This is a genomic window from Stenotrophomonas sp. MH181796 (assembly GCF_009659995.1).
Classification (GTDB): domain Bacteria; phylum Pseudomonadota; class Gammaproteobacteria; order Xanthomonadales; family Xanthomonadaceae; genus Stenotrophomonas; species Stenotrophomonas riyadhensis.
Map to the genome: position 1 here is coordinate 301,812 of NZ_RAHU01000005.1, position 26,557 is coordinate 328,368.

Genomic DNA, 26,557 nt, shown 5'->3' on the forward strand with positions numbered 1-26,557 from the left:
GGCTAGACTGCTTCCCTGCTGGGCGCGAAAGTTAAGGTTGTACATCGCTGAAGTCTTTGGAGTTGGGCAAACATGCCCAGCCCTCGACTTAATATTGTCTAATACAAAGCGAGTGGGATTGAAAGTCCTAAATTAGAGCAGTGGAGGCTGGTGAGGATTGGGCTTCCTCTTGCGCCGCACGCCTTCACTGGTATCTACGTAAGACGAGCCTCCTTCGGCGACTTCTGTCACAGTAGGGACGGTATATCCCGCCACAACCACTTCTCCCAGCTCGTTGTAACGTCGAATTACATTGAGCGTACATCGTATAGTGGTTCCATGCTGAAATTTAACCCTTTTTGCGACAACGTCCGCCTTGAAGGAGTGGTCCAGCATGGCGAATGAAATGGCAGCGCCGTTAAAGAAACCGCGCCACTGTTGATTGGCGTCAATTAGCACGGGCGCGAAAATTTCAATTACTGCTTCTTCATAAATCTCAGGGGGCAGCTTGTCGGAGTGCAGAACGAAATCCGAGAAGACCGACCGGTTTACCGTGGGCTCGATAGAGTTCGAATCAAGTCGTGCCTTTGGTGAGAACGATACCGCAGTTACTTTGTCGTACGAAACCAAGTTCTTGTAAAAGTTCGACCTCCGTACAGCTATTCGTCCACTCATGTTCAACGCGTCGGCCACATCAAGGGCGCGCCGCTCTAGTGCACCATCAGGGTCGACCTCAGTGCTAAGTGCCTTTATTTCTAGCCTTAGCTTCTGAATCTCCAGCTCCTTCTTCTCCTTCTCCAAACTGGAAAGCTGCTCGTCCTCTTTGGGCGAACAAGAGAAAAGGATGGCAAAAATTGCGACAATTAGGGTTAGTTGCTTGTCATTGCGGCCTATCGCCTTCCAGACATCCCGAAGCCCACCTTCTTGATGTGCATAGCTTTCGACGACGGTGCTTACGTCGAGGTATTTGGCAATCTCATAGATGACCGAAAGTGCCTCGCGCTCGCATTTGTTGCGAACGCTCGCATCCATGGAGTGCGAACCACCAACTAGATGGTAGTGCAGCTCAAGATATGAACTCTCCATGCTCGTCTCGCTCCATCCGTATATGCATTAGGCGCTTCAAAGTCCGCCAGGCCGTCAAACCATCCTTGCATTGCTTTTAGACTTGGTTGCGGCAGGGGTTTTTTACCACGCGCTGTGTGTGCTCATCTAGTTGTTTGCTCTAGGTCCATCAGAAATAGCGGATGACGGGATATGCGCGAGGGGCCGCTCCCGCAGCGCCGCTCAAGTGCTTCGTGTAGACGACTTTGTCCCCTAGTTTCAATGGGGAGCCATAGACGCAGCTCACATGGAAGAAGACATCACCCCCTGGTCCCGCGATGAAACCCCACTTCTTGTGGTCTGCAATGTGCCTCACGTGCCCCTGCTCTCTGGGGGCGGCGTTGTAGCAAAGATTGCCGCAAAGTATTACCAGCTCATCGGCATCAGGCCGAGCATTGGGGTCCTTGGTCATACAAGAGGCTGACAATTCAAGAATCTGTGCCGCAAGAGGCTTGAACTGTGGATTGCTCAATACGAATGCGGGAAGCTCGACTGTCTCGCCGGCTACAATTTTGGATACGGCGGCTAGGCCTTTCCCAAATGGCAGGGCCCCCGTCACGAACTGAAACGCAAGGGCCCCTAGTGACCAGATATCGGCCTTCGTTGTCACCTTCTTTGGCGTTTCGATTGCTTCTGGCGACATGTAAGGAAGTGCGCCCACAGCGGTGTCTGAGAGGAGCATTGTCTCGCCACCGCCAGCTGCAGCCTCTTCAAGTTCGCTTTCGGCCAACTTTGCTACACCAAAATCCGTGACTTTTACTGAGCTCAGGTTGTAGTCATCCGAAACCATCACATTCGTTGGTTTCAGGTCGCGATGGATAACACCTGCGTGGTGAGCGGCAGAAACACCTTTCGCTAGGTGATGGAACAGCCTGGCCGCAGTGTAAGGGTCGAGCGACGGTGTGTGCTCCAGTATCGCCTTAGACAAATCTGCGCCTTCAATGAACTCTTCAATGAGGAAGCGCACGCCATCTTCTTTCACGTAGTCCAAAGTCTTTGCGACGTTTGGATGATTAACTCGAGCAGCTACAACTGCGCTTCGCTTAAAGCGCTTGGTCGCAGAGTTATTCTTCGGTGTCTTTAGTGCAACTGTCCGGCCCGTCAGCGAGTCGTAAGCCTTATAGACAAGCTGCATGCCGCCTTGCGCATGGTAGTGTTCAACCTTATAGCGCCCTCCTATGACTTGTCCATCCTTGATTAAGTCGTTCATAGGACCACCTCTGGGTGTGAAAGGTCAAATGTAATGTACTTCCGAGCAGCGCCGCGCTCTGGCGCACCTAGTGCAACCACACATGACTCGGGCAGTGATTGCCCTTGGGTCGCAAGGCCGTAATTTATGTAGACCTCGCCTGAAAGCTCGGCCACAAAGAAACGAAATCCGTCGTACGATATCTTGACCGATGCAACATTCGCCCAGCTTGCGGTAACGCTGCGCTTGCTCTTCGTTAGCAGATGCGGCTGACCTTGGTAAACTGCTAACGCTTGATGCCGGTCATGCAAAAGGTGCCTGGCGAGAGCATCGCGAACGACCTGCATAGTTGGCCGCCTATTGGGGTTGACATCCATGCAAGATTCTAAGAGTCGAAGAACCTCGTCGGAGAGGCCAGAATTGAACTGGTCAAAGAACAACGCTGGTAGGCCAGTCGGCCGTGTTGGGGTTCGCAACGCGGCAGGAATGCCCTTCGCAACAACATGCAGGGCAGTCGCACCAAACGCATAGACATCGACTGCAAATGTAAACGTGGCGGGCGCATCAAATAGCTCTGGTGCTGCGAATCCGTACGTCCCAACAAAGCCCATTGTCGAGGAATTGCGGTTCTGGTCTCTCGCCAGGCCGAAGTCAAAAATCTTGATGACACCTTCTGGGTCAATCTTCATGTTGTTCGGCTTTACATCGCGATGTATTACTCCCGCCAAATGAATGTCCGCGATTCCTGCCGCAATCTGCCACAGATGCTTGTAGGTCGCTTCAGCGTCAGTGGGTAGTGCGGGAAGATGGCACAAGTCGTGCCCTTCAACATACTCTTGAACGATGCCATGGCCTTCTCCCACCTCAAGAAGGTCCAGTACCTGTACCACATGCTTAGAGCGAAGCTTCAACAGCGCGGAGATTTCATCAGCCATGCGGCGGCTCTCTGTCACCTCCTGAAGAACCTTGATTGCTACGTTTCGTTCGAGGATGGTGTCCTTGCACAAGTAAACAGAGCTCATTCCACCATTCAGCGGTCCATCGATGATTTTGTATCGCTCTGGAAACATGTCAGTCCTAGTCGTCCGTGTCCTGGGAGAACCTTAGCTGCACCTGAGATGCTGCTTCCTCATCTTCATTCATCTCATCGCCATCCCGCAAAGAAGTCGCTTTCAAGTGCTGACCTTTGCTCTTTGGAGTCGCCTTTCGTCTATTTCGTTTAGGTCTCGACAGTCTTTCCTCCCTAAGGTCGGTAGCCTTCCGGGGAGGCGTTGCATCTGCAGCGGGCTCCTGAGGCAGTTGGTCAGGCTTGAGAGAGGAAGACTGGGCTTTGCTCAGTTGAGGGCGTGGCTCAATTGGTAGAAAGTACGCTACTTCACCAAAGCAATCCCAGATATTCAGAATGCCAGGCTCTTCGTCTCGGGGCGCTTCCAGCTCCAGCGGTAAGCCCATAAGCACCACTGTGGAATTATCCGGGCCCCCAGCCCACTTCGAAATCTCAACTATACGGCGGGCGACAACCGCAGGCGGGAGCTCTTTTCCAGTTTCGAGCAGCTGAGCGAAGAGGCGAGAGTCAGGGCTGACAAAGTACGCGCCATCGCTACAGAGCAAAAGCTTCCGCGCTTCCCTTTTGTCGAACTCGTGGACTTTCAAGACTAGTTCTGGGCCGATTCCCAAATGCTGCAAGAGCATAGTCTGCTCCGAAGCTGCGGCCTCTCTGTCTATGCCGAGCATGCCGGCGAGCGTATCATCGGTCGACCACTGCGTTAGCTTATTCGAAGAATACTCGTAAAGCCGGCTGTCGCCGACGCTTGCCCAGCACGACCTGCCGGCCTGGGTGAGTAGCACTGCGGTAAGAGTGGTGCCGCTCTTGCCTCTGAACTGTTGGTTCAAAAGCGCGTTAGCATCCTTCAGCGCCTTTTCGAGCCACACGGATGGCTTGGTGTTGGCTATGAGCGCTGATTGATAGACGGAGTCTGCAATGACGGCTAAGGCGACAGACGCAGCCTGGTCGCCTGATTGGAGGCCGCCGATGCCATCCGCCACCATTGACAGCACGAATTGATTGCCGAACCTGTCGCATCCGCGACAAGTGGCCGCTCTGTCCTGATTCTCAGTCCTAACAAGGCCCGTATCCGTGGCCATTCCTATGGGATGGGAGCCGGCCGCTCGGGCACCTCCAGTTGGGAGTGGCCTCAAAAACCATTCAGCAAGCTGACGATAGAACATGCCTTCGAAGGGAGTCATGACGCTCTTAGGAGTGCGGATGGTTCGATGATAACTGGGCGCGCCACCCTACGCAGCTTGTAGTTGATTGGAGTGGGGTGTCCCAATTGGTATACAACTTGGGACGGCCTAGTCTGCGTTTCAAAACCCATTCCAGAATGGTATTATCGTAACGTCTAGAGCTTGTGGGACAAAGAATGCAAGTCATCGGCTACGCGCGGGTAAGTTCAGCAGGGCAATCGCTGGATGTTCAACTGGACAAGCTGCACAGGGCAGGTTGCAGCCGGGTCTACCAAGAGAAGCGCTCTGGCCGTCAGGCTGACAACCGTCCGGAGCTACAAGCGGCGTTGGAGTACCTTCGCGACGGGGACACGCTAGTCGTGTGTCGCTTGGACCGCATGGCTCGGTCAGTGCTGGACCTCGCCAAGATTGCCGACCGACTCAAGCGGAAGGGTGTCAGTCTCCGGGTGCTCGACCAAGGTCTGGATACCACCACGTCAGAAGGCAAGCTGATGTTTAACTTGCTAGGCGCCTTCGCAGAGTTCGAGGCTGATATCCGTGCCGAGCGCCAGCGAGATGGCATTGCACTCGCTCAGCAGAAGGGCACCCGGTTTGGTCGCAAGAAGGCACTCACCAGTGAGCAGGAAGAGCGCATCCGAGCGCTTCGGGCCGAGGAAGGGTTTAGCATCGAGCAACTAGCTGAACGCTTTTCCATCAGCAGGAGCAGCGTGTACCGTGCCCTGAGGCTCGCTCCTAAGGCTTAAGTAGTTCCAAAAGCGCCTCACGCTTCCTGGCCCGTAGCGCCCGAAAGCGAATTAGTAGAGCCTCCTCCTGCGCATTGTTGGCGCGCAGCTCGTTTTCCTTTCCAGCCGCAGGCCCGGTTACGGCATTCGTTTCCCCGCAAATCAGCTCATCCAAAGAGCGGTCTAACGCAGCCCGCAGGGCAAGAAGGACGCGGAAGCCAGGTGTTTCGCGTCCATTCTCCCAGGCCGAGACCGAGGCCTTTGTGACCCCGATAGCGAAGCCAAGCTGCTCCTGTGTCAGCCCCGAGGCTGCTCGCGCCTCACGCAATCTGTCGCCAAAACCCTTCATCTGGACTGCCTGCTGGACTAGGCAAACAAAATATGGAGTGTCCGCACCGCTGTCGTTCGGCGTGGCTTGACTCTATTGGTTCGGAGAATCCATACTTTGTCCGTGCGGACATGCTAGACACCCCGGTTGCGTTCAGAGCAATTGTTTGTTCGCGCTGGAGGGTGCACTTGGATGTCGCGCGAGGCCCTACTCCGCAGGGAATTAGAGCTGCTGACTAGGCTAGTAAGGTGCTTATGAGTTAGTCAGGGCTTGCTGGACCGGGATGGGGTAATCATTCGACTAGGGGACAGCTATGAACGAGAGTGGGTCGGACGCCAGCGCCACGTATGCGTTGCCTGAACACGTCCGTATGAATTTGAAGAAGCACCAACGACATGCCCCAGGAATGACATGTCTGGAATGCGGATACACCGGACTCGTGGGCATCAAATCTAGTTGGAGGCCGTGGTACGCAACGTGGTGGGGAAGCACGCTCCTCTCCGCCGCAGCAGCGTGCGTCGCATTTGTCTTGTTCGGCGGTATCGGAGTGGTGGCTGCATTCGTGGTTGGTGCGTTGGTCAGCGGCGTGGCGATGTCTGGAAGCCATGAAGTCTATTCCTGCCCGAACTGCGAAGCAGACCTTCAACGCCGCTAACCAAGCCTCGCTTCCTTACAACAATCCCCGCATCAAAGGAGAACCATGCGCGTCGTTCGCCCTCTCTGCACTGTATTACTCCCCATTCTCCTCGCTGGCTGTGACCAGCTCACGGCCATGACTGGCCCGAGTGAGATGGTCTCATTCGGGTTCGTCAGACCCGTGTCATGCGAACGGCGTGGACCAGTCAGCTTCAACTGCGTGATGCGCAATCACATGAGCGCTCCCAGGGAGGCCAACATGGAGTGTGTGGGCTTTGACGGTCAAAAGCGCATGGTGGGCAGGCCCAAGAACGTGCACGCAATGATGGGCGTTACCCTGATGCCGGGAGAGGAGCGCGTTGCCACCATCTTCTACGAGAAGGGGGTCGAAAGCCTTGTATGTGTTGACGTAAAGGACAGCATTCCGGCGTTCAATAGGGTGCAGGAGTTGATCGCCGACCCCGGCGCGCGGGACATCACTTCCGTGCTTGCTCTGTAGATGGCAGAAGGGGTGAAAAAGTTCACACGACAACCAGGCTGCAGAGACAACAAGTTTGGCGTTTTGTGGATTCGCGCAGACAGGGACTCCTCCCTACATCCCGCGTAGCGCTCTCAGAGACCCAAAATCCTTATCTCTTCGGACATTGCACTTTAAGGAAAGAGCACATGCTGAATCGGTTTGCCATCGCGGTGTCCCTTGCATTCGTTCCACTTGGCTCCCAGGCACAGAGCCATCTCACCGTCACCGGCCAGTGGGAATATCACGATGCGTCCCGAATGGAGACGGACGAGGGACTCAATGTCTGCTTCCAGCTGGACGCGACTTCTGTAGCCCGGAATCCGCAGCTACAACAGTGGGGCGGCGCTCTTTGCCTGTCAAACCCTTCGGAGGGCGCAAAGCTCCTTGGGGTCGTGCAGGCCGCCCAGAGGCCCGGGTGCAAGTACGTAGCAAAAGGAACGGCTACCGTCGTGCTCGCCAATGTGAGGTTGCTGCCGGAAGATGAAATGTATGACGAGCGCATTGAAGCTCGCCTCATGCAGGTGCGGGTGAATCGTGTGACATCCGCACTTGGCAGTGACTGTGACCGCTCCATCACTTCGCGAGGATTCGCGTCTATCCACGAGGCCATCGCTGCACTAGGAACTCATCCAAGCTATGCAGGTGTGTCGGCATCAGATTTCGTGCGTATAGATGCCGGCAATGGCTACGCTGAGCTTGATGCGAGCACGCAGATGTGGTTGCCGCGAGGTGCCTCAAACATGCTGGTGACGTACTACGAAGGCAACTCCGGTTTGCATGAGCTGGGCGTCTATCGGTATGAAGGGGGCCGGTGGCACAACGCGAGTAGTGATGTGCTGCCTGGGTACACTGAGAGCGCCAAGAAGTTCAAAGGGACCAACTTCTACTTGGACAGCAGCAACGGAAGGCCGGTACTGAGAAGCCTTCCGGGGAGGGAGGCATGGACTTACGCAAATGGTCGCTTTGCGCGGCAGCGGTAGCTTGGCCAGGGCTGCGCTGGTCCTGGCCTAGCCGCTACGGCTTGGCGTGGCAGTAGTCCGCCCAGTCTTGCATGAGGGGAACTCGCTTTTTGAACATATCAGAACGGAAGTAGGCTGCCTCGGTCTTGGATTTGATGACGTGTCCAAGCGATAGCTCTGCCGCTTCTCTACTGTGATGGGTGGCCTCGGCGGCCCAATCTCTGAAGGAGCTTCGGAAGCCGTGGCATGTCTGTCCCGCTCTTAGCGACTTCAGGAGTTTCAAGGAGGCCGCAGTTGTGATGGACTTACCTGGCTTCCCAGGAAACAGGAAAGCGTCCCCCGATGTTGGAAGGCTGGTCAGCAATGCAATGGCTTGGGCGGATAGGGGGATAGCGTGTTCCGTTCCGGTCTTCGTGCGTGACCCTGGAATTTTCCAGATTCCATTGGTCAAGTTGAACTCCTCCCATCGAGCGGCCGAAGCTTCGCCGGGACGAGTCGCTGTAAGAATCTGGAGGCGCAGGCAGGCTGCGGACAGGTCAGTCTTGGACGCCAGCTCGCGCATCAGGGCTGGCACTTCTGTGTAGTCTAATGCAGGTCTGTGTGCGACCTTTTTTACCTTCGCAGGGGAGGGAAGGAGGCTGCGAAGATTGCCGCGCCATGCAGCAGGGTTGTCGCCCTCGCGATAGTTGTTGGCCTTCGCCCAATCAAGGACTCGTTCCATTCGTGCCCTGACTCTGGTCGCGGTCTCGGTCTTATCGAGCCAGATTTGCTTCAGCACCTCGTATACATGGTCCACATTGATTTCTGAAACGGGTATGTCCTGAATCGAGGCGCAGTGTGTTTTGAGGGTCGAGGTCCATTGCGCTTTGTGCTTTGCGTTCCGCCATTCGTGCTCATGTGTCGCAATGCAGTGCAGTGCACACTCTCCGAAGGTTATTTGTCTTGCCAGGCCGCGCCGCGCCGCTTTCAGTGCGTCTCTTTTTGCGCGCAATGGGTCTATGCCTGTCGCGAGTTCAGCTCGGAGCTGCTGGGCGCGATGCCTCGCTCGCGCAAGGCTTACATCTCTGACCGAGCCTAGTCCCAAGTCCTTCAACTTACCCGTGAGCCGGTCTCGGTAGCGGAAAACCCAAGTCTTACGACCACTGTCCTTCTTGACGTACAGATACAGGTTGCCGCCGTCACTGTGCCTGCCCGGGCCTGCGTTTTTGACTGCCACCGCTGTGAGCATTGCCTGATTTCGTTCCCATCTTTGTTCCCTACATGATAGCCTGGCTGGGCGGGAACGGTCTAGACTCTATTTGTATTTCATGGCCTACAAGTGTCTGATTTATAAGATTGTAAGTGAGTTGTGTGGACGGACTGGATAAAATTTGTATTCTGGTTTGGATGACACTCTCTCCGCCACCGTTTCGTGTAAGTCATTGATTTTGAAAAATAAAATCATTCGACTCTAAATTCGGTATGCCAGCTGGTATGCCACCCCCGCTTGGGTATACATGGACAGATCTGGACGCCACCTCTGGCTGACAGAGGCTGGCTTCGTTCGACGCTTCGGGGGCATTCCAAGAGTTGCGTTGCTCAGTCTGAGGCGACTTCGTGACGTCTGCGATGGCCCCTCGCGGTCGGCAATCAGGGGGTCCTGATTTCTGCCCATGGCACGGGGGAGGCTCAGCGGCGAGGGAGGTTGTGGGCGCAGCTGCCGACTTCCTGGCTACGCTTACTCAAGATCGTCGGAGGCGTTGGTGAGGCGGACGCGGCTTCATCATTGCGTGTCGCGAAGTCTGTAAAGCCGTCAGCTGACGGCGCTTCTTAGGCAAAGCGGCCCCTTAGTACTTCCGGCCGTCTCCCGGCGAAGCTTGGGCGGGTGATCGCACGAGCCTGGAGCAGATAAATCGTTGCATTTGGACCATCTGCTGTCGCAAATAGCTTGCTTAGCCCAGAAGTCTCCTGAGCGGGACTTTGATTGCTTGGGCCGTAGGTCGCAACGTTCTTGTCGCCGCGTTCGATCATGCAGATGTAGAACCTGTGGACCCAAGCCGCTTCCGCGAAATCTTCGTATGAGAGTCTAGGGGCCCTTCCGAAATCCCTTACTTTGAACAAGTAGCTGTCACCGCGGGCGAAAGCCTCGCGCCGGGATTGTAGTGGCACCATCGAGATGGCCAGAGAGCGGATCACGGCCAGCGCGCTGTGCATACTGGCCGTGGATGCGGGCTTCCGTGGGCGACGTGCGCCGATATCTTCTAGAGGATGGTCTCAAGGTCGGGTTCAGCCCCGTTTTCACGGACACTTACAAGAAGGCCGATTCAGGCCATGAGGAGTGTTCATGTCAAAGCGTAGGAAGTTCAGTGCCGAGTTCAAGCGCGGTGCGGTTGAGCAGGCGAGCCAGCCCGGCATCAGCTGCGCCCAGGTGGCCCGGGAGCTGGGAATTCGCGACAGCCTGCTAACCCGCTGGAAGCGCGAGGCGCAGAATCCAGAAGCGGCCGCTTTCGGCGGCGCCGGAACGCCACGGGACGAAGAGTTGGCTCGACTCAAGCGTGAATTGGCGCGGGTGAAGAAGGAACGGGATTTTTTGCGAGAAGCGGCGACGTTCTTTGCAAAGGGATCATCCTGAGGTATCAGGTGATCGAACGTTGCCGCGATGAGTTTCCGATCCGGCTGATGTGCCGGTGCCTGAAGGTATCGGCCAGCGGCTACTACGAGTGGAGTAAGCGCCCTGCGAGCGCCCGGCAGGTCGACAATGAGCGCCTGGTGGTAAGGATGCGCGAACTGCATGAAGACAACCGGGGTACTCTGGGAGCTGGCCGCATGCGCGAAGACTTGGCTGAGGAAGGCGAGATCGCCAGCCTGAACCGGGTCGCGCGCCTGATGGCGGCCGACGGCCTGCAGGGCTGGCCCCGGCGGAAGCGTCGCGGGAAGCGTGGCAGCCCGTCCGTAACGCCGCCGGGCGTGGTCAACCTGCTTGAACGCGATTTTCTCGCGCTGGAGCCGGAAACCAAGTGGGTCACGGACATCACCGAGATCAAGACCCAGCAGGGCAAGCTGTATCTGTGCATCGTGCTGGATCTTTACGACCAGCGCATTGTGGGCTGGTCAATGCACGATCGACAGGATCGCCAGATGGTGATCCGGGCGGTGCAGATGGCGGTCTGGCAGCGTCAAGGCAGCGATGAGGTGATCCTGCATTCGGATCGTGGCAGTCAGTTCCGCAGCGGTGACTACCAAGGATATCTCGCGGCTAACGGGCTGATCTGATCAATGAGCGCTGTGGGGCATTGCGGCGACAACGCGGCCTGCGAAGGCTCTTTTGGGCTGCTCAAGCGTGAGCGAGTCTATCGAACGAGCTACCCGACACTGGATGCAGCAAGAGCGGATGTGTTTGACTACATCGAGCGACGCCACAACCCAAGGATGCGGCGAAGGGTCGCCAGGCAGGATCAGAAGGTTGCAGCTCTTTTAGAACCGTCCGTGATATCGGGGTAGAACCCGACCGGTCAACTAGTGACTAGGCGGCCACAAGTGGCGCCAATGCAAAAAGCCTAGCTCGGCGGCCCCTTTCTAATGGCGGTCGAGCCGGCAGCTGCATGGGAGAACTGGCGCTTAGCGTGGAGCGAACTGGATACGCGCTTCGAAGGCTCGTCGTACCTGCTGGAACAAGGCGCGGAATGCAGGATAGTCCTCCGCTTCGCAGAGTGCTTCAGAGCCACGTACAGCGTATTCTTCCAGGCGATGGTCCGCTATGACGGTCTGATCCTTTTGACGCCACTGGACACTATAGCGGCCAGCCGCATTGGTGTAGGTGCTGTCTTCCGGTATTTCCATGATCTTCACAGTTGCCGGGAAGTGCATTGAGTATCGCTCTTCGCGCAGTTTTGGCAGGCACCAGAATGGAGCGGTGTTCTCCGGTTTCGGCGTTTCAAGCACGGCATCACGGATCGATTTCAGAGCGAAGGCCTGCGGCAATGCGCTGGAACCACTGCGGCTGAAGTCGAGATTCTGCAGTGCGTTGACTGTTACCGAAAAGTTAAGCGGTTTCGTCAGATCCTGCGGCTGTGCGTCAAAAGACATTCTGCCAACACCCTCCATCCCTGCGTCGACAATCATCCTGGCCACCACCGCAACCTGCTCTCGGGCCGGCAGCCCGGCAATGGCCCCACGCATGTGAGATTCCTGTTCTGCACCTGGATCAAAGCGGGTCGAAGCAATCACATTCCCATCGCCTGCGTACCGGTACTCGGTGTAACTCGTCTGTCGATTGCTGGAGGTTTCCAGTGGAGGGGTGCGGCCCAGTCTGCCATCGGCTGCATGTACCACTGGCCGCCCACGCACAGATCCCGGGAGCTCACCGAAGCGAGAGAACTCTGCCGTTGGATCCGTGTACAAGTCGAGGGCCGGCACGTATAGGATGACGTGATCGAAATGACCCACCACAGGAAGAGCGGGAAGAACAGGCCCCGTGCGCATGCCCACCAGCACCGGCGTGCTTTCGATGCCCTTGGCAGCAAGAAGTGCCTGAAGTAGTGCCACTTTGTCCTTGCAATCCCCGTACTGCCTGTCCAACACCAGCGAGGCGGCATTGGGCTCCAATCCACCATTACTCAGGTACACCGCGACATAGCGGATATTGGCCGTAACCCAGCGATGCAGCGCTGCTGCCTGATCGTGCGGCTCCTGTAGTCCCTCGGTCAGGCGTTCTGCCAACGCGGTAATGGCGGGAGTAACGCTTGCAGCTTCGGCGGCCTTGATATGGTAGGCGCGCCCAACTTGTCCCCATTCGGCGAAGTTGCTGGCCAGGATGGCTGGGCCGAAAGATCCCTCCGGCGGCTGCGCGGAAGGCTTCGCCAGCGGGGTTTGATTACGATGTTCCCATACCCATTTTTCCATACCATCGGCTCGGGAGTGGTCAAGGCCGCCGGCGTCTCGCAGCCGGACCTTCATAGCTATCGACTCCGGCGCAATGATCGTGACGCGTGCATCCCGCACAGTGGTGTAAGGACTGAAGACCTCCATTAGACCGGCGTAGCCCTCAAACAATGGCTTGATTTGGGTAAAGCGCGTCTTGAGTACGATCGTCGCCCCCCTGCTCAGCCGCGGGTAGACGATCACCCGGGCCTTACCATCGGCGTGACTGGCCGGTGCTGCGCCGGCTTGCTGCTGTTGTGTGTAGATGCTTTCCTTCGGCACATCGTGACGTTGTCCTGCTGGATCTAGTACGTATGCCTCGAGAACCTCTACCGACTGGCGTCCCTCAATGTAATCGATGGATTCCTGACTCATCGCCTCCACAGCCGCTTGGGTATGGAGTAGCAGAACCCGCTCGTCCATTGACACAGTGCTTCCGTCCGCTCGGAATTCCTTTGTTCGGTGTGAGCGGAGTACTTCGACGTCCTCCTGTCCTCCTTCTTCGCCAGCGAGCGGTGCGGCAGACAATACTGGGCTGAGAAGCGCCAGGCCCAGGCCGATTGCAAGGACGTTCGGGCGCCCTGCCGCTGAGGGATGAGAGAACGTTAGGCTGCGAGCCTTTGTGAAAGTGAACACGGAAACTCCCATAGTGCTACGCGACCTCGTCATTAGTTCGAAGCCAAACATAGCGGTCGCCTAAGAGAATTCCTCTAAAGAGGGTCTCTACTCCACCTAACTCTTTCTAATTTCTTCAGCCCATTGAGCTAGCGGAGCTATTCTTGGGCGCTCCGATGTGGAATCTAGATGGAGTTCACCGACAATTTCTGCCAAGGGCCAAGCTGTGACAGCTCATACATATTCGCTTGGATGCGAGTGCCTATGGTCAGACTTCTGACCAAGTCACTCTGCTGTTGCAGGGAAGAAGCTGCTGGCCGTACAGCTGTTCGAGAATGGCGTCATCAAGGATGCCTTTCAAAAAAAAGGGTGGGCGACGCGCCGGATGCTGGTGTGGCGTTTGACGGAGCGCGTGCTCACCGAGGGATCAGCGCCGGCCGCGGTACGGATGGCCTCATGGTCGTGTCGCAGTCGCACTGCCAGTGTCTCGTGATTCACGCACTGCACCGGCCGATCGTGCGCCACCCACAGTACCAGGGCGACGCATAGCGACGGCGTAAGATGATAGCGGCGCGCGCGAGCAGATGCCGACTAGGCTGGTCGCATGGAGGGCAACGCCCGAGCCTGCCTGTCGTGGCCGATGCGCAGCTTCAGGGATGTATCACGATGGCGCTTGCACAGGATCGGTCTATGTCCGGGAAGGCGAAAGTGGATAGGGGCGTCCGTGTTTGACAGGAGGTGCTTCGCGTGCGCCCGCCGGGGCGCTGTGCTTGGACGGATTGGCATTGTCGGAGATACGGGTCGGGCGACGGAAGTTCCCGGGCTCTACTATGGGCAGGCTGGGCCCGTCGGACCAGCTAACAACATCGATCACGGACTCACACGGTTGCCGCCGGCCAAAATTGAGATAAAGATGATCTCCTGAAGAGGAGGGGCCTCAACGCGAGCTTGAGGCGATCACGTGCTTGCCGCGGCTTTGTGCGTGCTGAGCTGGCCCGCTACGGCGAATCGTTCCAGCGGCAGCCTCCCTGATGCAGCCGGTCGGGCTGTGTCTTGGCCGTGGAGCCTGCCGGCGCCACCACTGATGCCGCCGTCTGCCGCACCCGTCAATCCCTGACCGCAGCCGGACGCGATCTGCCTGGTGAGATCAGCCATTCCAAGCTGCGCCTCTGTGGGGATCTCATTCCACCAGCATGATCCGCAATGGTAAGCCGATGCCGATGGAAGTCGCGCTCTCTGCGTTTGTAGCTCTGGCGAGCGGAGCGAGGCCGGGGATGCGGAGTGACCCGAGAGATCAATTGACAACGATTGAGGTTGGCAGAGATGGCTGCCGCACAGTGGTTCTGCAGTATGGAGGCTCCCATTATTGAGGAGGCATCCATGCTCTCGCTCGAACCAGATAGGTTCCCCGTGCCTCTAGGACCGGAAGAGCTGATGCGCGCAATGAACAACGACGAGTTGGTGGTGTTGTACCAGCCCAAAGTTGAATGCGGCAGCCGTCGGGTGGTTGGTGCCGAGGCGCTGGTACGCTGGCAACATCCCCGACTGGGCCTTCTCGCTCCGGCCCACTTCATCGGGCTCGCTGAGCAGGCTGAGCTCAGCCATCGGTTGGGTCGATGGGTGCTCAATCGCGTCTGTGCCCAACTTCGGGAGTGGGGCGATAGCGGGAACGCCGACTGGTCGATCGCCGTCAACGTTTCTCCAGTGGAGCTCCAGCACCATGACTTTTGCGGGCAGGTGCGCGATGCACTGCGCCTCAACGGCATTGCAGGGGAGAAGCTGACCTTGGAAGTCGCCGAGTCTTGCCTGAGGCAGCAGGCGGGCGGCGATTGTAGTGCGCTGTCGGATCTGTTCGCCGACGGCGTGAAGATTGCGTTGAGGGAATTCGGTGACTATTTTCCCAGCCTTGCACGGCTTAAGCGTCTTCCCATCAATGAAGTGAAGATCGGCCGGGTGTTTGTTGCCGAGGTGGATACTAATCCGGTGGACTCTAACATCGTGTCGACCATCGTGACGCTAGGGGCAATCCTTGGACTGAGGGTGGTGGCTGAGGGTGTCGACCGCCCAGAGCAATTGCATGCGATAGAGCTTCTAGCTTGCGACCAGAGCCAGGGTCTGGTTCACGGCCCTCCGATCAGCGGCGGTCTTTTCCAGCGCAGATTCGGGTTGCAGGCGGGCACGCCCGCCGTGAGCGCTTCGCGAGTGGTGATGGAGGCGGCCTTTGGATGAGATCGACGATCAGGCATCGCCCATCCGACTGCGCCTGTGTGCACTGATGCTTCAATACTTCCAGACGCCACGACCTGGCTTTCGGATCTCACGAATGCGCCTCTCAGAATACTCAACTGACGATATTCGTGAAGTGTTCCACCAGCTGCGGCGACACCGATGGCTGGAAGCAACCGTTGCCTTCGATATCGAAGGCAACCGGTTCGAAGGGCTGGTGATCTCGTTGACGCCGTGGGGGCGCGCGGCCGCGCGGGCGCTGTTGGCCGAGATAGCGACCGACGCCGACGCAGCCTGTCAGAAAGGTCTCTTGGAGTAGCCTCTACGTCACTGACAGGGGCCGCTACACCCTGCCTTGCGGACTGATCGGGAGGCAGGGCCGCCGTCTTTCCAACGAGGATGGCGCATCTGCCAGTGACAGCAACCCTGCTTCGATCTCGTTTATGGAGGGGTTCGCAGTATCCAGGGAATCCTTCTGCGGCAGATCAGTATGTGCAACGGGAGAGCATCACTGCGTATGCGACAGATGGTTGGTGTGCGAGGACTGACCTCGGGCTTCGTCTTGCGGGCGCTAAACGAAGCCCTATAGCAGGTGGCTTGCTGGCGAGGGCCGGTTGTGTGGAAAGTAGCGCTACGCGCCGCCAATTGCAGGTCACGGCATCAGACATTGTGCTGGGTGAAAATCAATGTGCGGCGATGAATGCTGGCGCCCTTTGATGCCCCTCGCCCGGAGGGTCGATTAACCTTCACAATCAGCCGGCCTTGAACGCCGCTCGTCCGTTGAGATTACTGGCTTAACCGCAAGGGCAGCCAGTAATGCAAGAAATCTGTTCAACCGCTGGCGACGGGTCGCTCGTTCACCGCGCACCCTCGCAGCTTGGCTGCGTCGGGTGCCTGCGACGAGTTCGCTATGCGGATACGACATGGCAACGATATCGGTACCCCGGTGGCCGCTACAGGTTTGCACCAGATGTTCAGGCGATTCGGCCGCCGGTGGTGACGGTGCGCAGTTGTCGCAGATCGCACAAAGTCTGCGCCATTCCAAAGAGCATCGGCTGCGCGGACGGATCACCCGCAACCAGCATATCGCCGCTATCCCAGTCAAATTCGGATGCCTTCAATCCGGCTGATCTCGCGTATCTAATTGATATATAAGGGAAAGATTTATTGTTTAGAGGGATTGAGAAAGAATGATCCCCAGAGGATTTCCTCGAATTGTGGGCGCTCTTACAGTCCGCTCCGGCTTGCTTCCTAGATGAAAGAGATGGAGCTCCACCTCTCCGGGCTAGGGCGCGTCATCTGGTTCATTGATCGACACTCCCATTCTTCTGCTGCCATCTGGTGCTATCGCATCGGGCCTGACTAACCGCCAGTTGGTAGCCGGGAATGAGTGGACGCCAATGTTCCTTCATACCAACATGGAGTACCAAAGTGCTTAGAAATATTCGCGGAATCTCATTCTTAATGCTCTCAATGGCAGCCGCTGCCACCCAGGCCTCGGATGGTCGAATCAACTTCGTTGGCGAACTTACGGCCCAGACCTGCACAATCACAGTTAACGGGCAGGTTAGCCCGGCGCCAGCTACCGTCACGCTTCCCACGGTTTCCGCTGCTAGGCTTTCGGCCGCTGGCCAGGTGGCGGGGCAAACCGCCTTCAATGTGTCGTTGAGTAACTGCGACCCGACCGAGGGAAGCGTCGCCGCATTCTTTGAAGCAGGTGCGTCGGTCGATCCGCTGAGTGGAAACCTTCGTAACACGGGCACCGCCGAAGAGGTGCAGCTGCAGCTTGTCGACGGCATGAACGGGAATCCTATTAGGGTCGGGGATACGGCGCAGAGAACAAGCACCAGTAGCATTCCGCTGCAGACTGATGGTAGCGCCCTATTGCCGTATGCAGTCCAGTACTACGCAACGGGCGCCACGACAGCGGGTACGGTCTTGAGCTTTGTGACTTATTCCATCAACTATCAATAAGGCTCTGTGGCCCGGTCCTGAATTTCGGCCGACCGGGCCGCAGTTGACATCATGGAATATCTCAATTCTTCCTGCCGCGCATTTGCAGTCGCCATGTTGCTTATGGCAAGTGGTTCAGTGTCAGCCTCGATTGTCATTACCGGAACGCGGATCATCTACCCGGCCGAAGTTTCCGAGATTACGGTGAAGCTGAACAACAACGGCACGCGTCCGGCGCTTGTCCAGTCGTGGATAGATCGCGGGGACGTCACATCTACTCCAAGTAGCGCTGATGCTCCCTTCATGCTTTCGCCGCCGCTCACTCGAGTCGATCCGGGAAGGGGGCAGTCCTTGCGTGTGATGGCTGCCGCGCCCAATCTTCCAAAAGATCGCGAATCAGTGTTCTGGCTAAACGTCCTCGACATTCCTCCGGAGGTCCAGGCTAAGTCGGACGCCAATTTCCTGCAGATGGCGTTCCGTTCGCGAATCAAGATGTTCTTCCGTCCTTCGGGGTTGCCCGGCAGCTCGACCGACGCGATGTCCCGCGTAGAGTGGCGGTTGGCGGCCGCCGAGGGTGGTGAGGGGTACGTTCTGCATGCATTTAATCCCACCGCTTTTCACGTGTCGCTCGTTGGGCTGACTGTGGGTCGTGGTGAGCAACGAGTGCAATCTGAGGACGGCATGATCGGACCGCAGGAGACGAAGTCCTTTGCTGTGAAGACGCTGGCGGTACCGCTATCGGAGAATGCTGACGTGAGTTTTTCTGCGATCAACGATCACGGTGCTCTGATTCAGATAAATGCGCGCCTGGAGCAGTGAAGGTGGTGATATCTGCCCATCCCCAGTGCTCAATTGGGCGTCCTGCCGCTTGGGGTAATCGCATTCTGTCTCCGCGTAGGCGCATGTTGGCCGTACGGATGATGCAGGTCATGCTCCTTTCCTCAACTTCCCATGCTGCGGCAGTGCATGCCAAGGGCATCCAGTTCAACGCGGCGTTTCTACCCTTGGATTCTCGCGATCTGGATCTAAGCCGGTATCGTGAAGGTAATCCAGTGAAACCGGGCATCTATCGTGTTGACGTGGTACTCAATGGCTTGTTGCGCACCCGGCACGACATTCGTATCGACGGCGAAGAGGATGGGAGCAACCCGGTGGTCTGCATTAGCCCATCCCTATTGCAATCGCTCGGGGTTGATGCCAGCCATACGAGCGCTACAGACGGCAGTGATGATTGCACCCATTTGCCTCTGCTGATTGACGGTGCGACTGCAGTATTTTCGTTGGAGGATCTCCAGCTCGAACTCACGATCCCCCAGGCTGCGCTAGTACGCCAGCCGCGAGGATACGTAAGCCCTGAGACTTGGGACGAAGGCGTCACCGCGGCGATGCTAGGTTACACCTTCAGTGCGCATTCCTTGCAGGTGCACTCCGGTCGCCACGATTCAGCCGCCCTGTGGCTCGATGGCGGTTTTAACGTCGGCGCATGGCGCGCACGCCATCTTGGCTCAATGCACTGGAATGGCCAAGCGGGCATCCAGTACAACGCGCTAGATACCTTCATCCAGCGGGACATTACGTCATGGCGGAGCCAGTTCACCGTTGGTCAGATGAATGCCCGCAGCGATGCCTTTGAGACGGTCCGGTTCGAAGGTGTTCAATTGTCCAGTGACGATCGTATGCTGCCAAGTTCGCTTCGCGGCTATGCACCCGTGGTTCGGGGCATCGCTCGAACTACCGCCCGTGTGGCGGTGCGCCAGGCCGGAAATCTGTTGTTGGAAACCACCGTCGCGCCCGGCGCATTCGTTATCGACGATCTCTATGCAACGGGTTATGGGGGGAATCTTGAAGTTACCGTTTCTGAAGATGATGGTACGCAGCAGACATTTGTGGTTCCGTTCGCTTCCGTCAATCAGCTGCTACGCCCCGGAGCGGTGCGCTATACCAGCAGTTGCTGGGCGGCTTCGAAGTCCTTATCTAGATCAGGTTCCGTTCTTCCTTCAGGGGGAGCTGCAGTATGGTCTGAGTAATTCAATGACAACCTATGGTGGCATTCAGGCCGCCGAGGGCTATTTTTCGCTCGTCGGTGGGATGGCCTTCTCGACACCGATCGGCGCAATGGCGGTCGATCTTAGTCATGCTACTGCATCTGTTGGCAATTCAAAGCACGACGGACAAAGCTTGAGGTTGACCTATAGCAAGCAACTTCTTTCGCGGGGTACCAACTTCTCGCTGGCTGCCTATCGATTCTCTACGCGCGGCTATCTGGACTTCGCTACGGCCGCAATGCAACTGGATGTAGGTGGCTGTGTGTTTGATTGCGCCCGTCCACAAAGTCGTCTGGCGGTTAATGTAGATCAGAATCTAGGCCGTTTCGGGCATGTTTCCTTCAGTGGGTACAGTCAAACGTATTGGCAGGGTGCGCAGCGCGATCTGCAGTATCAGATTAGCTATAGCCGGCAAATCGGGCGTGCGAGTTTCGGCCTTAGCGCGTCACGGACCCACGCAAGGCATGGCGTCCCGGATCGTCGTTTGCTTGCCACGCTGAGCTTGCCATTGGGGGGGCGAGATCGAAGCGCGCCTTCTCAGTTCACGACGCAGTTCGGGCACAATTCGAAAACGGGCAGCGATGGTCGTCTGTCAATTAGCGGTGCGGCTGGGGCTGACCGCGAGTACTCATATGGCGTTTCGCTTTCCCGCGATGCAGGTGCCGGGAATAGCGTTGCTGTCAATGGCCAATGGTCCGGATCTAAGGCTTCAGTCAACGGCACTGCTTCACAAGGTGGCGGCTATCGGAGTCTGTCGCTAGGTGCGACAGGAACGATTGTCGCACATAGCTCAGGGCTGACCTTCAGTCCATTCAAGGGCGAGACGATGGCAGTAGTTCAGGCGCATGGTGCCGTCGGTGCCAAGGTTGTCGGATACCCGGGGCTGCGACTGGACAGGTGGGGACGCGCGATCATTCCTTACCTTCGCCCCTATGAACTGAACGAAGTCGCGATTGATCCGATTGGCACTGCGATGGACGTCGAATTGCGTGAAACGAGCCGAAACGTTGCTCCACGGGCAGGTGCGATTCTTATGGTGGAGTACGATACCCACAAGGGTCGTGCCGTTCTACTTCAAGTGCACCAGCAGAATGGCCAGGTTGTGCCATTCGGGGCCACAGTTGAGGATGCGTCAGGGGTCTCGGTAGGAGTGGTAGGGCAGGCGGGGCAGTTGTATGCGCGCGTGTCAGATGAATCCAAGGTGTTGCACATTCGCTGGGGCGGTAGCGGTCAGCAATGCTCTGTGGCGGTACCCCTGGTGCTATCAGGTATGACGACACTCGAGTCCGTACAGTGTATTCCGGGTTCGTCTCCGCAGATAGGAGCGCACCATTGATGACGCCGATAACAGAATAGCTGGTGTTTTGCAGCAGGCCAAGATCCTTTGGCATGCGCTTCCGGTTCCTCCGAATACTGCGTGTTAGGTCGAGTTTTGGCAAGGAATGGAGGCTTTCAGTGTCACTGTTTAGGTGAGTTGAAGGGCGGTCTGGTGGTATTTTTCGTTAATGGGAAAATCAATGGGATGGCGCTGGTTGATTCGGGGATGAGTTTTCAAGTGCGGGATTTATGAATATTATCGCCCGTCAATCTGTCATGAGTCATTGGTGGTGAGTAGTTCTGTTTGTGTTAAGAGATTGGTTGATAATTTCATGAATAAACTTGGGTGCCTGGTGGCCATCATTTTTCTCCGAAAGGGGTTTTTCTTGTTGCTTGGCGTGTGTATTGGTGCTTTTTCCTCATTTGAGGTTATTGCACAGACCATTTTGTGCTCGGCTGTCGGGGATGAGCACCGCCAAATGCCTTTGCAAGTCGGCACCCTTTCCGTTAGAGGGGATGTGCCTCTCGGTAGTATTGTATATAGGCAGAAGTTTGAGCGCCAAGCTGGTAGCACGCTATCCTGCACAGGGCAGGCAGGGCGGGTACTGGATCCGGCGACGAGACGCCCTATCAGGGTGTATCCAGAATTTTCCGCTAAATACACCTTCGAGTACAATTCGACCCCGCTCTCCCTTAGTGGTTGGAATCAGGGAGTCTTTGCCGGAAAGGTTTATAATACTGGGGTGCCGGGTCTCGGTGTTGCTTTCATTCGAGGTAACCAGCCTGGTGCAATCCCTAGTTCAAGTAGGATCGTTTTTCCAGAAACTCTGGTCGGTCATCAACAGTGTCCGGATAGTCATGTGGGCGCTCTTTCCGCGACATCTTGCACGCTGCAGTTTGCTAGCAATCTCTCGTTCGACCTGCTGTTGATAAAGATTGGAAATGTGGCTCCTGGCGTTATCGCCGCGTCGTCACTACCGACGCCTGTTATGCGAGTTCAGGTTGGTACGGCGGATCCCGTAAGCATAGTTGTACCTATTACAGGCAGCATATCTATGCTTTCTTCGACCTGTAGCACCCCCGATATTAATGTCGAGATGGGAAGTCATAGCATTGGGGAGTTGGCGGCGGCTCGGGCCTCGGCTTGGAAGGGTTTTGAGATTCGTCTTCTTGGTTGCCCGGGCTTCATGGGGAGCTTCACCGCAGAGGGCCCCATTTGGATGGCTCCATCTTCTATTCCTGCGGACAACCGCTTGGGACTACGTAACACCCAGACGCCGGGCCGATTTACCCGCGCCGGGACAATGCCCAACACATTGTCATACAGAATAGACCCAACAGTGGCTCCGATCGATGCTGAAAACGGTGTGCTGAGTTTGGATCCTGCTCTAGGAGGGAGTCCAGCGCCGGCCACCGGCATAGCTGTTCAGATTTCCGATAGCTCGGGTAGGCCGTTGCCTTTAGGTGAGGCCCACTCTAGCGGGCTAAATTTGCAATCGAGTCCTCAGGACTACTCTATTCCTCTTCGGGCCCGCTATGTTCGCGGTGAGGGGGCGCTTGCGCCTGGGCCGGCAGTCAGCTCGGCAACGTTCACTATCATTTATCATTGAAATTTGTCAGAGGTTGAGATGGAGGTAGCTCAATTGTTTATTGAGTTCAGTAACTGCTGTTGCGCACCTGGTGCTGGGCAGAGTTCTGGGATGCGAGGATGCCGCTGCCGATAAGCTGTAGTTGGGCGCCATCTGGCGTTATAGAGGGAAATATCCACAATGCTGGTGGAGCAATGGCATCCACCCTGCGAGGTATCCAGGTCATTACAGTGGGCGGGTATTCTGCGGAAGGCGCGTTCGCATTGGAGGGTCGCGTGATTACCGGCGCCGATGACTATCTTCTGCACAAGGTCCGTGGCAACGAGAACGCCTGGTGACTGCAGTTCGTATGCGGGACTGCGCCACCGGCCCTGCCCGCCGCTCCGGAGCCTGTGGCACCACCGACAGGTCCCGCGGCGGCCGAAATGCTGGCGCCGCGGGTGCGTCTGGAAATTGGCGCCTATCAGACCAGTATGGCGGCGCCACAGGAGATGCTTTAGCTGCGCTACCACAGCCGTCATCCGCGGCAGCGGGTCGGGCGGCCTGCACCCGCGTGGACAGTGCGAGGGCGCATGAAATGCGGAGAACTCACTTCATTCAGACGCAAGCCCCCAGAGTATTTTTTGTCGGCAACCATCCGTCTACAGGAATGTGGGTTATGCTCATGCAGGTATTGCATGGAGCACGGCTTTGGCCTCACATTGTGCGCTCTGGTACTGCCCCTGTGACGGTCGGCGCGTACTGCCTTACCCGCAAGGAGAGTTCTGCTTGATCGCAGTGTTTTCCAGATATTTCTGCCGCATGGGTGGGTCCCGATGAATACGCCATGGCCTGCGGGCGCGCAGGGGCTGCAGATCGGCGATCTGCTGATCGACCTGCGCTATCGGCGCCTGATCTCTGCCGAGGGCAGCGTTGAGCTGCAGCAGCGCATCTTCGAGTTGCTGTTGCTGCTGATTTCCGAGCCGGACAAGCTGTTCACCCGCCAGGAGCTGTTCGATCGCCTGTGGGCCGGGTTAGTGGTGGATGACGCCAATCTGTCACAGAGCATCTGGCTGCTGCGCAAGGCGCTGGGCGATTCGCGCCGCGAGTGGATACGTACGATCGCCAAGCGCGGCTATGTGTTCCACCCACCGGGGCCGGTGCAATGGCTCGATGCGATGCCTGCGCTGCACACTGAAACACAACCGGCACCTCCGGCAACGTCGGACGGTGTGGTCGGGTGTGCAGAGGATGGCACGGACCCGCAACCGATCCAGCAAGCACCGGGCGGCCGCGAACCTGAAGCCGAACCTGGCATGGTCGCCACCGCCGTGACCGGGACCACGCGGCCGTCCCTCCGCCGGTTGACGCGTCTGGTCGCTATGGTCGCGCTGCTGCTGGTGGCCGGCGTGCTGGCGCTGTGGGCATTCTCGCCGCGTAAGAACGATCAGGTGTCCGTGGCGTTGATGAGCGTACCGACACGCAGTGACGCCGATGCCGCCTGGGCCACCGATCTGCTTCGCCACTGGACCGGATGGAAGCTGCAGCAGCTACCCGATGTGCGGCTGTTGAAGGGTGAAGATCTACTTGCCGACAAGGGCAGTGCAGCGCCCACCGTCGTTCTGTTGAGCACCACCCGTAGCGCTGATGGCAAGCAGCTCACGCTACGCGCTCGGGTGCAGCACCGGGGCCGTGACCGGGTGTTCGAGAAGGTTGCCACGCTGGCCACCGCACCCACGGCCATCGACGATCTCTCGCGGCAACTGGTCAGACTGCTGGCACCGGACGCGCAGGACACGTGGCCCCTGCTGGAGGTGGACGGCACCACGGCGCAGCGCTACGCCTCTGTCGCCGCTGCCTACGACCGGGGTGACTGGCGAGCGGTGCAGCAGGGTGCCAGCAGCATCCTGACCCAGGCGCCGCGATTCGGACTGATGCATGTGCAGTTGGCGGCTGCGCAATCCGAGCTCGGCGAGAGCCTGGAAGCTGTCCGCCATATGCAACTCGCAAACACCTTGCTGGTGCCGTTGCCCGACACAGGGCGCCAGTCGCTGGGCGCGATGCAGCTCGAAATGGACCAGAGGCGCGCTGCGGATGCCGAGAGGGCCGTGCGGCAACTGCTCACCGCACATCCGCAGCATGTGCCATACCAGCTGCGATATGCGCGTCTGTTGATCGGCACCGGCAAGTTCGACACGGCGATTAGTTATCTCGACAGTACCGAGCACGCCGAAGGCGCGAGCGTGGATGCCCGCTTCCAGCGGGCGTTGTTATATGGCAATGCCTACTACGGGAAGGCGCAGTTCGAGCAGGCAAAGCGCGCCGCGCGATCCGCCCGTGACATCGCCATTGCCGCAGACATGCGCGTACAGGCTGCGCAGGCGACCCTGCTGGAAGCCAACATCATTGCGACGGTGGACCCGACGCAGGGTGAACAGGTCTATCGTCTTGCGGCGGCACAGCTGAAGAGCGCCGGGGCCATTGAGCAGGCCGAGTACGCCGATGTACTGGCCACCGTGCACGCAGGTCAGGTCGCGCGTGACCCGGGAATGATCGAGGAGGCCCTGCAGCGGGCCGAGCGTGCCGGCAACCTGCTGCTGGTCGCGAACATCCAGGTGACCCTTGCCGGTCTCAGCCCCTCTGTCGAAGGTCGCCTGCACTGGGTGCGGGAGGCGCTGCAGACTGCGCGCGAACTGGGCAACCTGAACATGCAAGGCCAGTTCGAGGTGGAGCTGGCAATGGACGACATGTTCCAGCTTCGGCTTCCGGAGGCCCAGGCCCGGGCGACCCAGATACAGGCGCTGGGGTTGCAGGGTGTTGCTGGAGTCCGGGCAAACCTCGCGCTGTCGCGCATCTTCGAAGTACAGGGACGGCTGCGTGATGCAAGCGAGGCCAGCGGCCTTGCCCTGCAGGCGGCGCGCGAGGCCGGCGCAGTGACCAGCAACAGTCGGGCCCAGGTTGGATGCCAACGCCTGCGCATCAGCACCTACCTCGGCACGGCGCCGGAGGCCGATGCGACGACCGCCTGCACGCAGGCGGACGATGCCCCCTCCCGGTTCACGTCCGCGTCGTCGCAGGCGCTGGTGGCACTGCTGGTCCACGACCACGCCAAAGCGCGGCAACACTATGAGGTGGCACGGGCGTTGATCGACGGTGCCGACGCAGGGCGGATCGTCGGCAACCATTCACTGGGGGGCGAGCGCCTGCGCATGGCCGTAATCGCACTACGCCTCGGTGACATCCCAGCCGCCGAGCGCGATGCGGTCGTCCTACAGGCGTCGACCCAGCAGGGTGGATTGGTACCGCTGATCCGTGCGTCATTGATCGTACTTGAGGCGGAGATCAGTGCCGCCCGAGGCAACTGGAACGCCAGCCGCCGTCAGACGGCCACGGCGCGCAGCCTGCTGCCCGAGGCGGAAGCCGAGTTGCGACATCGCCTGGACCTGCTGCAGGTTGCCGACGCGCAGCGTCACGCACGGTCCTCCGAAGCCATCGAGCTGGGCAGGCAGCTTTACAGGCAGGCCGGAAGTGAGGGCGACCTGCGCACCCAGTTGCAGGTGCTCAGCTTGCTGCCGGCATCGGCGCAGCCGTCCTTGGGCGCCGACGTGGCCAGCGTCAAGGGCCGCCAGACGGCCTTGCCCGGCGCAACGATGGGGTGGTTGTCACCCCAGGAGCAAACGGGGCGTGACCAGCTCCAGCCCGCGCTGACAGGGCCGGCGCAGGGCCGGTAGAGACAGAAGTGAGGCGCCGTCAGAAGCTGGTCGCGCCGTGCCGTGCCACGCTGACGTCCTTATGCGTGCGTCTGCGCGTGGAAAGGACAACAGCATGTATTTGCAGATCAGTCTTGTTGCAGTGATGTTGAGTGTTTCACCGTGGCTGCCTGGGTGGCCCGTGGCCCTGCAGTCCCCCGCGGACCTGCGGCCACCGCAGACCCCAGCCTCCGCTGCGATGTCGATGCCCGCGCCGCTGCCGCATGTGGCTATCCCTCCACTGGCCGGGTTGCCCCCTGGCCAGGACCTTCCCGCACTGCAGCGGGACCGGACGAGCCTGATTGCGCCGACACCGACCCGACCGGCGCTGCAGCCATGCCCCACCTTGGCCGACGCCCGCGCGGGCACCGTCGTGCGCGAGGGCAGGGCCGTGCCGGAAGGTGTGGCCTTCCCCGCACTGCACGCGACGCCACCCAAGCTCTGGCAGAACGGGCGCTGCGCCGGCGAAGGAATGCGGTGATCTTGCACGTAGGCCGAGAG

The 26,557-nt window shown here is 58.3% G+C and carries 21 protein-coding genes and 1 pseudogene; 14 read left to right on the top strand and 8 right to left on the bottom strand.

The features are described from left to right. Positions 1-132: 132 nt before the first annotated feature. The 4 genes from D5301_RS14365 to D5301_RS14380 form a co-directional block, all read right to left on the bottom strand. Positions 133-1,065 (bottom strand): hypothetical protein, encoded by a 933-nt coding sequence (locus tag D5301_RS14365; protein ID WP_153856026.1) that lies wholly within the window; start codon positions 1,063-1,065, stop codon positions 133-135. 148 nt (positions 1,066-1,213) lie between these two features. Continuing rightward, a complete protein-coding gene (locus D5301_RS14370; RefSeq protein WP_059064572.1) occupies positions 1,214-2,293 on the bottom strand; it encodes a serine/threonine-protein kinase in 1,080 nt (359 codons plus the stop codon). Continuing rightward, the gene (locus D5301_RS14375) at positions 2,290-3,294 is read right to left on the bottom strand and encodes a serine/threonine-protein kinase (protein WP_238582186.1); all 1,005 of its coding nucleotides are present in this window, start codon (positions 3,292-3,294) and stop codon (positions 2,290-2,292) included. The genes D5301_RS14370 and D5301_RS14375 overlap by 4 nt, the downstream gene beginning before the upstream one ends. A 55-nt stretch (positions 3,295-3,349) precedes the next feature. Next, a complete protein-coding gene (locus tag D5301_RS14380) occupies positions 3,350-4,519 on the bottom strand; it encodes a protein phosphatase 2C domain-containing protein (protein WP_153856027.1) in 1,170 nt (389 codons plus the stop codon). 176 nt (positions 4,520-4,695) lie between these two features. Here D5301_RS14380 and D5301_RS14385 point away from each other — a divergent pair, with 176 nt between their 5' ends. Next, positions 4,696-5,262 (top strand): recombinase family protein, encoded by a 567-nt coding sequence (locus tag D5301_RS14385; RefSeq protein WP_153856028.1) that lies wholly within the window; start codon positions 4,696-4,698, stop codon positions 5,260-5,262. On the opposite strand, the gene D5301_RS14390 is transcribed toward D5301_RS14385, so the two are convergent. After that, on the bottom strand, positions 5,252-5,590 hold the full coding sequence (locus tag D5301_RS14390; RefSeq protein ID WP_059064568.1) for a helix-turn-helix transcriptional regulator: 339 nt from the start codon (positions 5,588-5,590) through the stop codon (positions 5,252-5,254). The genes D5301_RS14385 and D5301_RS14390 overlap by 11 nt on opposite strands. Before the next feature lie 835 nt (positions 5,591-6,425). On the opposite strand from D5301_RS14390, the gene D5301_RS14395 reads away from it, so the two are divergent. Both D5301_RS14395 and D5301_RS14400 read left to right on the top strand, forming a co-directional pair. Beyond that, complete coding sequence (locus D5301_RS14395) at positions 6,426-6,704, top strand: hypothetical protein (RefSeq protein ID WP_153856029.1); 279 nt, start codon at positions 6,426-6,428, stop codon at positions 6,702-6,704. A 167-nt stretch (positions 6,705-6,871) separates the two neighbouring features. Next, positions 6,872-7,705 (top strand): hypothetical protein, encoded by an 834-nt coding sequence (locus tag D5301_RS14400; protein WP_153856030.1) that lies wholly within the window; start codon positions 6,872-6,874, stop codon positions 7,703-7,705. 34 nt (positions 7,706-7,739) lie between these two features. Here D5301_RS14400 and D5301_RS14405 read toward each other — a convergent pair whose 3' ends face one another. Continuing rightward, a complete protein-coding gene (locus D5301_RS14405; protein WP_081323743.1) occupies positions 7,740-8,912 on the bottom strand; it encodes an integrase arm-type DNA-binding domain-containing protein in 1,173 nt (390 codons plus the stop codon). A gap of 1,095 nt (positions 8,913-10,007) precedes the next feature. Between D5301_RS14405 and D5301_RS14410 the strand changes: the two are divergent. After that, positions 10,008-11,164 (top strand): annotated as a pseudogene (locus D5301_RS14410) (IS3 family transposase). Positions 11,165-11,281: 117 nt separating this feature from the next. On the opposite strand, the gene D5301_RS14415 reads toward D5301_RS14410, so the two are convergent. After that, a complete protein-coding gene (locus D5301_RS14415; RefSeq protein WP_153856031.1) occupies positions 11,282-13,270 on the bottom strand; it encodes a DUF3857 domain-containing protein in 1,989 nt (662 codons plus the stop codon). A gap of 1,308 nt (positions 13,271-14,578) precedes the next feature. Here D5301_RS14415 and D5301_RS14420 point away from each other — a divergent pair. Further along, positions 14,579-15,427 carry an EAL domain-containing protein gene (locus tag D5301_RS14420; protein WP_194936641.1) on the top strand — a complete coding sequence of 283 codons (849 nt, stop codon included), beginning with the start codon at positions 14,579-14,581 and terminating at the stop codon, positions 15,425-15,427. Continuing rightward, complete coding sequence (locus D5301_RS14425) at positions 15,420-15,743, top strand: hypothetical protein (protein ID WP_153856033.1); 324 nt, start codon at positions 15,420-15,422, stop codon at positions 15,741-15,743. Before D5301_RS14420 ends, D5301_RS14425 begins: the two co-directional genes overlap by 8 nt. A 655-nt stretch (positions 15,744-16,398) precedes the next feature. Here the strand turns inward: D5301_RS14425 and D5301_RS14430 are convergent. Next, the gene (locus D5301_RS14430; RefSeq protein WP_153856034.1) at positions 16,399-16,545 is read right to left on the bottom strand and encodes a hypothetical protein; all 147 of its coding nucleotides are present in this window, start codon (positions 16,543-16,545) and stop codon (positions 16,399-16,401) included. Positions 16,546-16,897: 352 nt separating this feature from the next. Between D5301_RS14430 and D5301_RS14435 the strand changes: the two genes are divergently transcribed. From D5301_RS14435 to D5301_RS14470, 8 genes are all read left to right on the top strand, one after another. Beyond that, on the top strand, positions 16,898-17,398 hold the full coding sequence (locus tag D5301_RS14435) for a fimbrial protein (protein WP_228756413.1): 501 nt from the start codon (positions 16,898-16,900) through the stop codon (positions 17,396-17,398). Between the two features lie 51 nt (positions 17,399-17,449). Then, a complete protein-coding gene (locus D5301_RS14440) occupies positions 17,450-18,196 on the top strand; it encodes a fimbria/pilus periplasmic chaperone (protein ID WP_153856036.1) in 747 nt (248 codons plus the stop codon). A 110-nt stretch (positions 18,197-18,306) separates the two neighbouring features. Next, complete coding sequence (locus D5301_RS24385) at positions 18,307-19,404, top strand: fimbria/pilus outer membrane usher protein (protein ID WP_267463608.1); 1,098 nt, start codon at positions 18,307-18,309, stop codon at positions 19,402-19,404. After that, positions 19,385-20,758 carry a fimbria/pilus outer membrane usher protein gene (locus D5301_RS24390; RefSeq protein ID WP_267463612.1) on the top strand — a complete coding sequence of 458 codons (1,374 nt, stop codon included), beginning with the start codon at positions 19,385-19,387 and terminating at the stop codon, positions 20,756-20,758. Before D5301_RS24385 ends, D5301_RS24390 begins: the two co-directional genes overlap by 20 nt. A 271-nt stretch (positions 20,759-21,029) precedes the next feature. Then, complete coding sequence (locus D5301_RS24470) at positions 21,030-22,349, top strand: fimbrial protein (protein ID WP_153856039.1); 1,320 nt, start codon at positions 21,030-21,032, stop codon at positions 22,347-22,349. 98 nt (positions 22,350-22,447) lie between these two features. Next, on the top strand, positions 22,448-22,666 hold the full coding sequence (locus D5301_RS14460) for a hypothetical protein (protein WP_228756414.1): 219 nt from the start codon (positions 22,448-22,450) through the stop codon (positions 22,664-22,666). A 477-nt stretch (positions 22,667-23,143) separates the two neighbouring features. After that, a complete protein-coding gene (locus D5301_RS14465; RefSeq protein ID WP_153856041.1) occupies positions 23,144-26,038 on the top strand; it encodes a winged helix-turn-helix domain-containing protein in 2,895 nt (964 codons plus the stop codon). A gap of 94 nt (positions 26,039-26,132) precedes the next feature. After that, on the top strand, positions 26,133-26,537 hold the full coding sequence (locus tag D5301_RS14470; protein WP_153856042.1) for a hypothetical protein: 405 nt from the start codon (positions 26,133-26,135) through the stop codon (positions 26,535-26,537). Positions 26,538-26,557 lie beyond the last annotated feature (20 nt).